We start from the raw sequence: 13,309 nt of genomic DNA on the forward strand, positions 1-13,309 counted from the left end.
TCCTATTCTTCGCCGCCACCCTCGACGTCGCCGCCGGCATCCTCTGCCTCACCGGCTACGGCGTCATCCTCGACCGTCGCGTCATCTTCGCCTTCCGGCTCGCTGATGCGCTCGACGGATACGACCTTCTCATCCTTGGCGGTGGAGAAGATGGTGACGCCCTTGGTGGCGCGGCTGGCGACGCGGATGCCGCCGACAGGGACGCGGATCAGCTGGCCGCCATCCGAGACGAGCATGATCTGATCGCCATCTTCGACCGGGAAGGCGGCAACGAGTTCGCCGATCTCGCCCGTCTTCGACGTATCGGTGGCGCGGATACCCTTGCCGCCGCGGCCGGAGATACGGAAATCATACGAAGACGAACGCTTGCCGAAGCCCTTTTCCGAGACCGTCAGAACGAACTGCTCGAACGCCTTGAGTTCTTCGTAACGCTCGTCGCTGAGCTGTCCCTCTTCGGTGACTTCTTCACCGACCAGAGCGATTTCCTCGTCGTCTCCCGTTGCGGAGCGACGTTCGTTGACGGAGCGCTTGAGATAGGCCGCACGTTCCCAAGGTTCCGCATCCACGTGACGGACGATCGTCATCGAGATGATGCGGTCTCCGGATGCAAGGCTGATGCCGCGCACGCCGATGGAGTTACGGCCGGCAAAGACGCGCACGTCCGAAACCGAGAAACGGATGCACTGGCCGAGCGCCGTCGTCATCAGCACGTCGTCGCGTTCGGTGCAGGTCTCGACGGAGAGGATTTCATCGCCCTCCTCCTCGAGCTTCATGGCGATCTTGCCGTTGCGGTTCACCTGCACGAAATCCGACAGCTTGTTGCGGCGCACGGTTCCGCGCGTCGTCGTGAACATCACGTCGAGATTATCCCAGCTGTCCTCATCCTCGGGCAGAGGCATGATCGTGGTGATACGCTCTCCCGGCTCAAGCGGCAGCATGTTGATCAGCGCCTTGCCACGCGAAGTCGGCGTGCCGATCGGCAGACGCCAGACCTTTTCCTTGTAGACGATGCCGCGCGACGAGAAGAACAGAACGGGCGTATGCGTATTGAGAACGAATAGACGCGTAACGAAATCTTCGTCGCGGGTCGTCATGCCCGAGCGGCCCTTGCCGCCGCGGCGCTGCGCGCGATAGGTGGTCAGCGGCACGCGTTTGATGTAGCCGAGATGGGAAACGGTGACGACCATGTCCTCGCGGGCAATCAGATCCTCGTCATCCATTTCGAGACCGCCATCGACGATCTCGGTGCGGCGCGGCGTTCCGAACTCTTCGCGAACAGCAGAAAGCTCGTCTTTTACGATGGTTTGGATGCGGACGCGCGAAGAGAGAATATCGAGATAGTCCTTGATCTCGACGCCGATCTGATTGAGCTCTTCATCGATTTCATCGCGACCGAGAGCGGTCAGACGTGCCAGACGCAGTTCGAGAATGGCGCGGGCCTGCTCTTCCGAGAGGTTGTAGGTGCCGTCTTCGTTGATACGGTGACGAGGGTCATCGATTAGCCGGATAAGGGACTCGACATCCGCGGCGTTCCAGCGGCGCGTCATCAGCTCTTCGCGGGCTGATTGCGGATCGGGCGCCTGGCGGATGACGCGGATGACTTCGTCGATATTGGCGACGGCAATCGCCAGGCCGACCAAGACGTGAGCGCGATCGCGCGCCTTGCGCAGCAGATATTTGGTGCGGCGGCTGATGACCTCCTCGCGGAACGCCACGAAGGCGCGCAGCATGTCCATCAGGTTCATCTGCTCGGGCTTGCCGCCGTTCAGCGCCACCATGTTGCAGCCGAAGGAGGTCTGCAGCGGCGTGTAGCGATAAAGCTGATTGAGGATAACATCGGCATTGGCATCGCGCTTCAGCTCGACGACGACGCGATAGCCCTGACGGTCGGATTCGTCGCGCAGGTCGGAGATGCCCTCGATGCGCTTGTCGCGCACCAGTTCGGCCATCTTCTCGATCATCGACGCCTTGTTCACCTGGAAGGGGATCTCGGTGATGATGATCTGCTCGCGATCGCCGCGCATCGGCTCGATCGTCGCGACACCGCGCATGACGACGGAGCCGCGGCCCGTCTCATAGGCGGAACGGATGCCGGCGCGGCCGAGAATCTTCGCGCCGGTCGGGAAATCCGGACCGGGGATGATCTGCATGATGTCAGCCAGTTCGATGGCCGGATTGTCGATGAGGGCGATACAGCCGTCGATCACTTCGGAGAGGTTGTGCGGCGGAATGTTGGTCGCCATGCCGACGGCAATGCCGCCGGAGCCGTTGACCAGCAGGTTCGGGAAGCGCGCCGGCAGAACCTTCGGCTCTTCCGTCGTTGCGTCGTAGTTTTCCTGGAAATCGACCGTTTCCTTGTCGATATCCTCGAGAAGCTCGTGGGCGACCTTCGCCAGGCGCGATTCCGTATAACGCATCGCCGCCGGCGGATCGCCGTCGATGGAACCGAAATTACCCTGCCCGTCGATGAGCGGCACGCGCATCGACCAATCCTGAGCCATGCGGACCAAGGCATCATAGATCGAGGAGTCGCCGTGCGGGTGGTAACTACCCATGACGTCGGCGACGGGGCGGGCCGACTTCACATATTTGCGGTTCCAGTGATAGCCGCTCTGATGGGCCGCATAGAGGATGCGCCGATGAACGGGCTTGAGACCGTCGCGAACGTCGGGAAGCGCGCGGCTGACGATCACGCTCATGGCGTAATCGAGATACGACCGCTGCATTTCCTCCATGATGGAAATCGGTTCGATGCCTGGCGGGAGCTTCCCGCCGCCGGGTGGTGTTTGCTCAGTCAAAACAGATCACGATCTCTTTTAGAATCACTGCGAAATTTATAGCCGAAAGGCCTGGCGAGCGCCAATTTTGGCCGGTGTTTTTGAACAGGTTTTGCCCCTTTAAGCCATGGAATCGAACATTTCCATGGCGAAACCCGCCGACACCGGCGCATGGCCCTTTGCGAAAGCCCATTCCTCGCATAACAATGTCCGATAACAACGATAGAACAAGCTCCGGGGACTATATGGCGAGCGCGGATACGCTGATCAATGCCTTCACGACTCTGCTTGTCACTGTCGATCCGCCTGGGCTCGCGCCGCTCTTCATCGGACTTACGGCGGGCATGAACCGCTCCGAGCGCAAGCAGGTGGCGCTTCGCGGCTCGCTGATCGCCTTCTTCATTCTGGCAGCCTTCGCCCTGTTCGGAGCAAGCGTCCTCGGCGTGCTCGGCATTTCGATCGGCGCCTTCCGCATCGCCGGCGGCCTGCTGCTCTTCTGGATCGCCTTCGAGATGGTGTTCGAGCGGCGGCAGGACAGGAAAGAGAAAACGACGGAAGTTGCTATCACCAAGGATCATATCCGCAATATCGCAGTTTTTCCCCTCGCCCTGCCTCTGATTGCCGGTCCGGGTGCGATCTCGGCCACGATCCTGCTCGCAGGCTCCCTGCAGACGATGCTGGACCGGGCACAGCTGATCGGCGTCATTGCCGCCAATCTCTGCCTGGTCTTTGCCGCATTGGCCATTTCCGACAGGCTGGACCGCATGCTCGGCGCGACTGGCCGCGCCATCCTGACCCGCCTGCTCGGCGTCATCTTGGCGGCGCTTGCCGCACAATTCGTCGTTGACGGCGCTCGGGCGGCACTGACCCTTTCATAAAGCCGGCCCCCTTCCATGAAAAAAGCCCACCAAGAAGGCGGGCCTTTCAAAATCCGATTGCGTAGGCCGGCCTCAGAACGGGATGTCATCATCCAGATCGCGCGAGAAATTACCGCCGCCGCCCTGGTTACTACCACCACGACTGCCACCACCGCCGCCGCGAGAGGAGCCCTGCGAAGAAGGCTGGCCATAATCGTCACCGCCGCCGTAATCGCCACCGCCAAAGTCACCGCCGCCGCGTCCGCCACGGCTGCCGCCTTCCGAGCCGCCGCCTTCACCACGGCCATCGAGCATCGTCAGGGTCGAATTGAAGCCCTGCAGCACGATTTCGGTCGAGTATTTATCCTGGCCGTTCTGATCCTGCCACTTGCGGGTTTGCAGCGCGCCTTCGATATAGACCTTGGCGCCCTTCTTCAAATACTGTTCCGCGACCTTGCAGAGGCCTTCATTGAAGATGACGACGCGGTGCCATTCCGTCTTTTCCTTGCGCTCGCCGGAATTGCGGTCGCGCCAGGTTTCCGACGTGGCGATGTTGAGGTTGGCGATCGGGCGACCGTCCTGCGTGCGGCGGATTTCCGGGTCAGCCCCGAGATTTCCAATTAGAATTACCTTGTTCACACTACCGGCCATGATACCACCCTGCTTGCCGCCCATCGACGGCTTTGAAATTCTATCCGAGCACCTTAACCCATAGCAGGCGTCAGGTGCTATTTATGCGGCCTTCCCAGCTCGGTTCATCCACAAAGAATTCGCCGCAATAATTTTGTTCTTTATTTGTTCTAATTTGTCTCTATGATCTTGTCAACGGAATCGAAAACCCGGCTCCACCCTTCATTTCAGCCTCGACTCGCGGGCTGACATCACTAAATAAAGGCAGACTCCAAAGGACCTGCATCGACGATGAGCGAACTGAAGACTATTTCCATACGTGGTGCGCGCGAGCACAATCTCAAGGGCATCGATCTCGACCTGCCCCGCAACAAGCTGATCGTCATGACCGGCCTTTCCGGCTCCGGCAAGTCGTCGCTTGCCTTCGATACCATCTATGCCGAGGGACAGCGCCGTTATGTCGAAAGCCTTTCGGCTTATGCGCGCCAGTTCCTCGAAATGATGCAGAAGCCGGATGTCGATCAGATCGACGGCCTCTCGCCAGCAATTTCGATCGAGCAGAAGACCACGTCGCGCAATCCGCGCTCGACGGTCGGCACGGTCACCGAGATCTATGACTATATGCGTCTGCTGTTTGCCAGGGTCGGCGTTCCCTATTCGCCCGTGACGGGCCTGCCGATCGAGAGCCAGACGGTCAGCCAGATGGTAGACCGCGTACTCGCCTATGAGGAAGGGACCAGGCTCTACATTCTGGCGCCGCTCGTGCGTGGGCGTAAGGGCGAATACAAGAAGGAACTGGCGGAGCTCATGAAAAAGGGCTTCCAGCGCGTCAAGGTCGACGGCCAGTTCTATGAAATCGCCGATGTGCCGGTGCTCGACAAGAAATACAAGCACGACATCGACGTGGTCGTCGACCGTATCGTTGTCCGGCCCGATATGGCGGCTCGACTGGCCGACAGCTTCGAGACCTCTTTGCGGCTCGCCGACGGCCTCGCGGTTGCGGAATTCGCCGACAAGCCGTTGCCGCCGGAGGAAACCGCCGCCGGCGGTTCGGCCAACAAGTCGCTGAACGAGACGCACGAGCGCGTATTGTTCTCGGAGAAATTCGCCTGCCCGGTTTCCGGCTTCACCATTCCGGAGATCGAGCCGCGCTTGTTCTCGTTCAACAATCCCTTCGGTGCCTGCCCATCCTGCGACGGCCTCGGCTCGCAGCAGAAGATCGATCCGGAACTGATCGTGCCGGAGCCGGAACGCACGCTTCGCGACGGCGCCGTCGCTCCCTGGGCCAAGTCGACTTCGCCCTATTACAACCAGACGCTGGAAGCGCTCGGCAAGCATTACGGCTTCAAGCTCGGCAATCGGTGGAACGAGCTGTCCGATAAAGCCAAGGACGTGATCCTGAACGGCACGGAAGACAAGATCGAATTCCATTATGCCGATGGCGCGCGCTCCTACACCACGCACAAGAATTTCGAAGGCATCGTGCCGAACCTAGCGCGGCGCTGGAAGGAAACGGATTCCGCCTGGGCGCGCGAGGAAATCGAACGCTTCATGTCGGCCGCCCCCTGCCCGGCCTGCAACGGTTATCGCCTGAAGCCGGAGGCTCTGGCGGTCAAGATCAACAAGCTGCACATCAGCCAGGTCGCGGAAATGTCCATCCGCATCGCCCGCGACTGGTTCGAGGCGTTGCCGGAGACCTTTACCGACAAGCAGAACGAGATTGCGGTCCGCATCCTCAAGGAAATCCGTGATCGCCTGCGCTTCCTCAACGATGTCGGCCTTGAATATCTCAGCCTGTCGCGCAATTCAGGCACGCTTTCGGGCGGCGAGAGCCAGCGCATCCGGCTGGCATCGCAGATCGGCTCGGGGCTGACGGGCGTTCTCTACGTTCTCGACGAGCCATCCATCGGCCTGCATCAGCGCGACAATGCCCGTCTTCTGGAGACGCTGAAGCACCTGCGGGACATCGGCAACACCGTCATCGTCGTCGAACATGACGAGGATGCGATCCTGACGGCCGATGATGTCGTCGATATCGGTCCAGCGGCGGGCGTGCATGGCGGCCAGGTGGTGGCGCATGGCACGCCGCAGGATATCATGGCGAACCCGAAGTCACTGACCGGTAAATATCTCTCCGGCGAACTTGGGGTGCCGGTTCCGGACGAGCGCCGCAAACCCAAGAAGGGCAAGGAAATCAAGGTCGTCGGCGCAAGGGGCAATAACCTCAAGAATGTCACGGCTTCTATCCCGCTCGGCGTTTTCACGGCCGTTACGGGCGTTTCCGGCGGCGGCAAGTCCACCTTCCTGATCGAGACGCTTTACAAGTCGGCTGCGCGGCGCGTTATGGGCGCCCGCGAAATCCCGGCCGATCACGACCGCATCGACGGTTTCGAGCATATCGACAAGGTGATCGACATCGATCAGTCGCCGATCGGTCGCACCCCGCGCTCGAACCCGGCGACCTATACCGGCGCCTTCACGCCGATCCGCGACTGGTTTGCCGGATTGCCGGAAGCCAAGGCGCGCGGCTATCAGCCTGGCCGCTTCTCCTTCAACGTCAAGGGCGGCCGCTGCGAGGCTTGCCAGGGCGACGGCGTCATCAAGATCGAGATGCACTTCCTGCCCGATGTCTACGTCACCTGCGACGTCTGCCATGGCAAGCGCTACAATCGCGAAACCCTCGACGTCACCTTCAAGACCAAGTCGATCGCCGATGTGCTTGACATGACGGTCGAGGAAGGCGTCGACTTCTTCGCGGCCGTCCCCGCCGTGCGCGACAAGCTGCAGAGCCTCAAGGATGTCGGCCTCGGCTATATCAAAGTGGGACAGCAGGCCAATACGCTTTCGGGTGGCGAGGCGCAGCGCGTCAAGCTAGCCAAGGAATTGTCGAAGCGATCGACGGGCCGCACGCTCTACATTCTCGATGAACCGACCACCGGGCTGCATTTCCACGATGTCGCCAAGCTTCTGGAAATGCTGCACGAGCTGGTCAACCAGGGCAATTCGGTCGTGGTCATCGAGCACAATCTCGAAGTCATCAAGACGGCCGACTGGATCCTTGATTTCGGTCCGGAAGGCGGCGATGGCGGCGGCGAGATCGTTGCTGTGGGAACGCCGGAAGCGATCGTCAACGAAAAGCGCTCCTATACGGGGCAGTTCCTGAAGGAGCTGCTGGAGAGACGTCCGATGAAGAAGGTTGCGGCAGCGGAGTGAATTCACCCGACTGAACGTCCAAGGAGGAGAGAATGACCAAAGCGGGCGAAATCCGCATAGGCATTGGCGGCTGGACTTTCGAACCATGGCGCGGGACCTTTTATCCCGATACGCTGAAGCAGAAGGACGAGCTGAACTACGCCAGCCGCCAGCTGAAGGTGATCGAGGTCAACGGCACCTATTACAGCACACAAAAGCCCGAGGTCTTCGCCAGATGGGCGGCGGATGTTCCCGATGGCTTTATCTTTTCCCTGAAGGCAACCCGCTTCGTGACCAACCGTCGCGTGCTTGCCGAAGCGGGCGAGTCGATGCAGCGTTTCCTGGAATCCGGCATCAGCGAGCTCGGCGATCATCTGGGGCCGCTGCTTTGGCAATTCGCGCCGACGAAGAAATTCGACCCGGATGATTTCGAGGCTTTTCTGAAGCTGCTGCCATCGAAGCAGGATGGTCTTGGGCTGAAGCATGTCGTCGAAGTCCGGCACGATTCCTTCAAGGTGCCTGACTTCATCGCCCTGCTTGAGAAATATAATGTGGCGCCTGTTTGCGCCGAGCATTTCGACTATCCGATGATCGCCGATGTTACGGCGGATTTCGTCTATGCCCGCCTGCAGAAGGGATCGGACGATATCAAGACCTGCTATCCGCCGAAGGATTTGAAAACCTGGGCCGATCGCCTGAAAACCTGGGCCGAGGGAAAGGTGCCGGACGATCTGCCGCTGATCGATGCAAAACGCAAAGTCAAAGCCGAGCCGCGCGATGTCTTTGCCTTCATGATCCATGAGGGCAAGGTGAATGCGCCTCCAGGCGCAATTGCATTGCAGGAAGAAGTCGCGAAATAGCTCTTACAGCGGTTTGACGGCCGCGACGAGATCTTCGGCCGTCAGCCCTTTGCCCGCGTGCCGGCCCGCAAGGCCATGCAGCCAGACGCCGGCAGCCGCCGCTTCGAAAGCGGGGGCGCCCTGCGCCATCAGGCCGCCGACGATGCCGGCCAGCACATCGCCGGAGCCGGCCGTGGCAAGCCAGGGCGGCGCATTGGCATTGATCAGAGCCCTGCCGTCGGGTGCGGCAATCACGCTATCGGCACCCTTGTAGATGATGGCGGCGTGGGCTCTCGCTGCGGCCGCCCTCGCCTTGTCGACCTTGCTCAAGGCTTCATCCGCGGCAATATCGGGAAAGAGCCGTGCAAACTCCCCTTCATGCGGCGTCAGCACCAATCGTGTCGGTCCTTCGGCAAAAGCATCGAACAACCGTTGCGGCTCGTCGCGAAATGAAGTGATGCCGTCCGCATCCAGCACCAAATGGCGATCCGCGAGCGCGAGGGAAAACAGTCGGGCTTTCTCGCCGGCCCCGAAGCCCGGTCCGAGAATGAAGGTCGAGAGACGCTGATCGCCAAGCCATTGCCGCAATGAGGCTTCGTCCTTGACCGCATGCAGCATGATTGCCGTGAGTAGACCGGCATTGACATCAAGCGCTTCGGGCGGCGAGGCGATGGTGACGAGCCCCGCCCCCGCCTTCAGCCCCGCCATGGCCGACATGCGCGCGGCGCCCGTCGCGTTCGGCCCGCCTGAAAAGACGACGAGATGGCCGCGCTTGTATTTGTGCGTGTCGACGCCCGCCGACGGTATTTTCGCCTGCCACTGCGCGGGAGTGTTTTCGGCGATCAGATTATCGGCATGGGCGCGAACGATGCGGGCGGGAATGCCGATGTCGAAAACCTCCAGCTCCCCGCACAGGTCGCGACCGGGAAGAAGAAGGTGGCCCGGCTTGCGCGTCATGAAGGTAACCGTACGCGCAGCATGGAAGGCAGCACCAAGGATCTGGCCGCTGCGACCATCGACGCCGGACGGCAGATCGACGGCGATGACGGGAACTTTCGTTTCGGCGACCCGCGCAATGACGGTGGCCACCTCATCGGGAACGTAGCGGGAAAGCCCCGCGCCGAAGATGGCGTCGATCACCACATCGCCAGCCTCCGGAACATAGCCGCCGATCGCCTCGCCCCCGGCCGGACAATCGGCAAAGGCGCGAGCTGCATCGCCCTTGAGCCGTTGCGGATCGCCAAGATGGAAAAGCCGTATTTCGGCGCCGGCCTGCTGCAGCGCGCGAGCTGCGACATACCCGTCCCCGCCATTGTTACCCGGCCCGCAAAGCACGACATATCGATGCGCCTCGGGAAAGCGCCGAAGTGCTACGGCGGCGACAGACTGCCCCGCCCTTTCCATAAGCCCATAGGAATCGATGCCGGACGCGGCAGCGGCGCTATCGACAGCGGCCATATCGTCGGGTGTGAGGAGCAGGTCGGCTAGCGGCAACATCATGGCAGCCATTATAGATGCGAAATCTGCCTCAAAAACAACCGCTTTTGCAACAGGCCGATCGACTGATAAATGTGCATTTGCATAATAAATAACCAATAGCATTCAAGGCTTTACCGAAGGATAAACCTACCGCGCATCGCACTTTTTTGCGAAATTTTGCTTATCCCATGCATTTCAGCGCGAAAGCGCTTCCATTTTTCCGAAAAATCCTCATCAATCCATCATCTCGGTGCGAATTCGCCGGGATTTTCTACGGCAGCTCGTTCTCAACTGGCATGATACGTGCATCACGCTGGCCGAGCGGGGAGTAGTCCTGCTGTAACAGAAGAAGCGGAGAGACATTTTCTCATGAAAAAGATCGAAGCGATCATTAAGCCCTTCAAGCTCGACGAAGTGAAGGAAGCCCTTCAGGAAGTCGGCCTGCAGGGCATCACCGTCACGGAAGCGAAGGGCTTCGGTCGTCAAAAGGGCCACACGGAGCTTTACCGTGGCGCCGAATACGTCGTCGACTTCCTGCCGAAGGTGAAGGTCGAAGTTGTATTGGCCGACGAAAATGCGGAGGCGGTGATCGAGGCCATACGCAAGGCCGCGCAAACAGGCCGTATCGGCGACGGAAAGATTTTCGTTTCCAACGTGGAAGAAGTCATTCGAATCCGCACCGGCGAGACGGGCATCGACGCCATTTAATCCGCCCGGCCCTCCGGCCGCGGCTCGTTTAATCGTCATCTAAGTCAAGGGAAGCAATTTAATGACGACCGCAAGCGAAATTTTGAAACAAATCAAGGACAACGACGTCAAGTTCGTAGACCTGCGCTTCACGGACCCGAAGGGCAAGCTGCAGCACCTCACCATGGATGTGGTCTGTGTCGACGAAGACATGTTCGCCGATGGCGTCATGTTCGACGGTTCCTCGATTGCCGGTTGGAAGGCCATCAATGAATCCGACATGGTGCTGATGCCCGATCCGGATACGGTCCATATGGACCCCTTCTTCGCGCAGTCCACCATGGTCATCCTCTGCGACATTCTCGACCCGGTCTCCGGCGAAGCCTATAATCGCGACCCGCGCGGCACCGCCAAGAAGGCTGAGGCCTACTTGAAGGCCTCCGGCATCGGCGACACCGCCTTCTTCGGCCCGGAAGCCGAATTCTTCGTCTTCGACGACGTCAAGTACAAGGCTGATCCCTACAATACGGGCTTCAAGCTCGACAGCAGCGAACTGCCGTCCAACGACGACACCGACTACGAAACGGGCAACCTCGGCCACCGTCCACGCGTCAAGGGCGGCTACTTCCCGGTCCCGCCGATCGACAGCTGCCAGGACATGCGCTCCGAGATGCTGACGGTTCTCACCGAAATGGGTGTCGTCGTCGAAAAGCATCACCACGAAGTCGCCGCAGCCCAGCATGAACTCGGGATCAAGTTCGACACGCTGGTGCGCAACGCCGACAAGATGCAGATCTACAAGTACGTCGTGCATCAGGTCGCCAATGCCTACGGCAAGACGGCAACCTTCATGCCGAAGCCGATCTTCGGCGATAATGGCTCGGGCATGCACGTCCACCAGTCGATCTGGAAGGGCGGCAAGCCCACCTTCGCCGGCGACGAATATGCAGGCCTCTCGGAAAGCTGCCTCTACTATATCGGCGGCATCATCAAGCATGCCAAGGCGATCAACGCCTTCACCAACCCGTCGACGAACTCCTACAAGCGTCTCGTCCCGGGTTATGAAGCTCCGGTTCTGCTCGCCTACTCGGCGCGCAACCGTTCCGCCTCCTGCCGCATTCCGTTCGGCACCAACCCGAAGGCAAAGCGCGTCGAAGTCCGCTTCCCCGACCCGACCGCCAACCCCTATCTCGGCTTTGCCGCCATGCTGATGGCCGGCCTCGACGGCATCAAGAACAAGATCCATCCGGGCAAGGCCATGGACAAGGACCTCTACGACCTGCCGCCGAAAGAGCTGAAGAAGATCCCGACGGTTTGCGGCTCGTTGCGCGAAGCTCTGGAAAGCCTCGACAAGGACCGCAAGTTCCTGACGGCCGGCGGTGTCTTCGACGACGACCAGATCGATGCCTTCATCGAGCTGAAGATGCAGGAGGTCATGCGTTTTGAAATGACCCCGCATCCGGTCGAGTATGACATGTACTACTCGGTCTGATATCAGATACGAAAGCCCCGGCTTGCCGGGGCTTTCTTCGCAATTGGGGAGCCAGTGGCAGGTATCCCGCCAGATGCGTTTTCGCATTGGGCCATCGAACGCTGTCCGGTCAAAGAACCGGGCTGGATGTGACAGTTCGATGAAGGAATGGGGGCAAAATCCTTGATATCAGTGGTGAAAGTCACCACATGATTAGCTGAAAGGAAGTCGTGCCATGAAACAACGAAACGCAAAATTCAATATTGGCGACGTGGTTCGACACCGGATGTTCCCCTTCCGTGGTGTCATCTTCGATGTCGATCCGGAATTCGCAAACACCGAGGAATGGTGGAATTCTATCCCGGCCGAAGTGCGGCCCGACAAGGACCAGCCCTTCTACCACCTTCTCGCCGAAAATGACGAGACGGAGTATGTCGCATACGTATCGGAACAGAATCTGATCAACGACGAGAGCGGCGTTCCGCTTCGCAATCCGCAGATCGGTCAGATTTTCGACCGGGCGCCAACAGGCCAGTTCAGACCCAAGATGAGCTTCGCCCACTAAGCGCCTGTCAGATAAGTTTTTTAAAAAAAGGGAAGATGCCCCAAGCCTCTTCCCTTTTTTGATTTACGGACATGGTTGATACCAGCAAAAAAGCCCGGATCGCTCCGGGCTTTTTCAAAGCGCAAAGTTTCGCGAGACTTACTGCTGCTTGGCGGCCTTCTGGGCGTCTTCCAGCTTCTTGCGCGCTTCCTCAGCCTTCTTCTGCATGCTGTCCTGCAGGCTCTTCTGGCTTTCAGCGAGCTTGCTGTCGGAGATTGCCGGACCGTCGAAAGCGGCACCAAAACCGGTGAGCGAAATCTTGATCGGGTTCGGCGCACGGCGGAAGTTGATCGAGGTGAAGGTCACATCCGTGCCCTTCTTCAGCGAGTTGATCATCGCGTCGGTCACGGGCACTTCAGCGGTGCACTTGTCCGGAAGGCAGACGGCGTAATCGAGCTTCTGGCCCTTGCCGCCGTCAACCTGCATGGTGACGCCGGGCGGGATCAGGCGAGCCGTTGGAACGGAGATCTGCAGGATCTTGCGGTTAACCTTGCCATCGACGGAGATGAGGCCCACTGCCGTTACTAGCTGGCCATTGTTGGCCATGATCAGGTTCTGCACGATGCAGATATCGGCATCGTCCTGCTTGGTGCAGGTCTTGTACCAACCCAGGCGCGGCTGATTGGGATCGTTGCCACCATCGGCAGGAGCTGCGTTGGACGCGTCCTGAGCGAAGGCAGCAGCCGGCATGGCCGCGCCGATCATGAGAGCCAGAGCAGAGAGACCTGCCCGCATTTTGTTGTCAGTCTTGAACATCATAGCGAAACCGCCTC

10 protein-coding genes are annotated in these 13,309 nt (G+C 59.8%); 6 read left to right on the forward strand and 4 right to left on the reverse strand.

Annotated features, from left to right (window positions below; all coding sequences use genetic code 11):
* Nucleotides 1-2: 2 nt before the first annotated feature.
* Nucleotides 3-2,798 carry a DNA gyrase subunit A gene (gene gyrA, locus HGP12_RS02470; RefSeq protein WP_168838955.1) on the reverse strand — a complete coding sequence of 932 codons (2,796 nt, stop codon included), beginning with the start codon at nt 2,796-2,798 and terminating at the stop codon, nt 3-5.
* A gap of 224 nt (nt 2,799-3,022) precedes the next feature.
* On the opposite strand from gyrA, the gene HGP12_RS02475 reads away from it, so the two are divergent.
* Nucleotides 3,023-3,655 (forward strand): MarC family protein, encoded by a 633-nt coding sequence (locus HGP12_RS02475; protein ID WP_168838956.1) that lies wholly within the window; start codon nt 3,023-3,025, stop codon nt 3,653-3,655.
* A gap of 72 nt (nt 3,656-3,727) precedes the next feature.
* Here the strand turns inward: HGP12_RS02475 and HGP12_RS02480 are convergent, their stop codons facing one another.
* Nucleotides 3,728-4,285, reverse strand: a complete 558-nt coding sequence (locus HGP12_RS02480) for a single-stranded DNA-binding protein (RefSeq protein WP_168838957.1) — start codon at nt 4,283-4,285, stop codon at nt 3,728-3,730.
* A 270-nt stretch (nt 4,286-4,555) separates the two neighbouring features.
* On the opposite strand from HGP12_RS02480, the gene uvrA reads away from it, so the two are divergent.
* The gene (gene uvrA, locus HGP12_RS02485; protein ID WP_168838958.1) at nt 4,556-7,477 is read left to right on the forward strand and encodes an excinuclease ABC subunit UvrA; all 2,922 of its coding nucleotides are present in this window, start codon (nt 4,556-4,558) and stop codon (nt 7,475-7,477) included.
* 32 nt (nt 7,478-7,509) lie between these two features.
* Entirely contained in the window at nt 7,510-8,316 is an 807-nt protein-coding gene (locus HGP12_RS02490) for a DUF72 domain-containing protein (RefSeq protein WP_168838959.1), read from the forward strand.
* Nucleotides 8,317-8,319: 3 nt separating this feature from the next.
* Here the strand turns inward: HGP12_RS02490 and HGP12_RS02495 are convergent, their stop codons facing one another.
* Complete coding sequence (locus HGP12_RS02495) at nt 8,320-9,795, reverse strand: NAD(P)H-hydrate dehydratase (RefSeq protein WP_168838960.1); 1,476 nt, start codon at nt 9,793-9,795, stop codon at nt 8,320-8,322.
* Nucleotides 9,796-10,143: 348 nt separating this feature from the next.
* On the opposite strand from HGP12_RS02495, the gene HGP12_RS02500 reads away from it, so the two are divergent.
* From HGP12_RS02500 to hspQ, 3 genes are all read left to right on the forward strand, one after another.
* Nucleotides 10,144-10,482 carry a P-II family nitrogen regulator gene (locus tag HGP12_RS02500; RefSeq protein ID WP_015339877.1) on the forward strand — a complete coding sequence of 113 codons (339 nt, stop codon included), beginning with the start codon at nt 10,144-10,146 and terminating at the stop codon, nt 10,480-10,482.
* Between the two features lie 61 nt (nt 10,483-10,543).
* Nucleotides 10,544-11,953 carry a type I glutamate--ammonia ligase gene (glnA, locus tag HGP12_RS02505; RefSeq protein WP_168838961.1) on the forward strand — a complete coding sequence of 470 codons (1,410 nt, stop codon included), beginning with the start codon at nt 10,544-10,546 and terminating at the stop codon, nt 11,951-11,953.
* A 214-nt stretch (nt 11,954-12,167) separates the two neighbouring features.
* Entirely contained in the window at nt 12,168-12,497 is a 330-nt protein-coding gene (gene hspQ, locus HGP12_RS02510) for a heat shock protein HspQ (protein WP_168838962.1), read from the forward strand.
* A 138-nt stretch (nt 12,498-12,635) separates the two neighbouring features.
* Here hspQ and HGP12_RS02515 read toward each other — a convergent pair whose 3' ends face one another.
* A complete protein-coding gene (locus HGP12_RS02515) occupies nt 12,636-13,295 on the reverse strand; it encodes an invasion associated locus B family protein (RefSeq protein ID WP_168838963.1) in 660 nt (219 codons plus the stop codon).
* Nucleotides 13,296-13,309 lie beyond the last annotated feature (14 nt).

The organism is Rhizobium sp. P28RR-XV, assembly GCF_012641385.1.
In the GTDB taxonomy this organism is placed as follows: Bacteria; Pseudomonadota; Alphaproteobacteria; order Rhizobiales; family Rhizobiaceae; genus Rhizobium.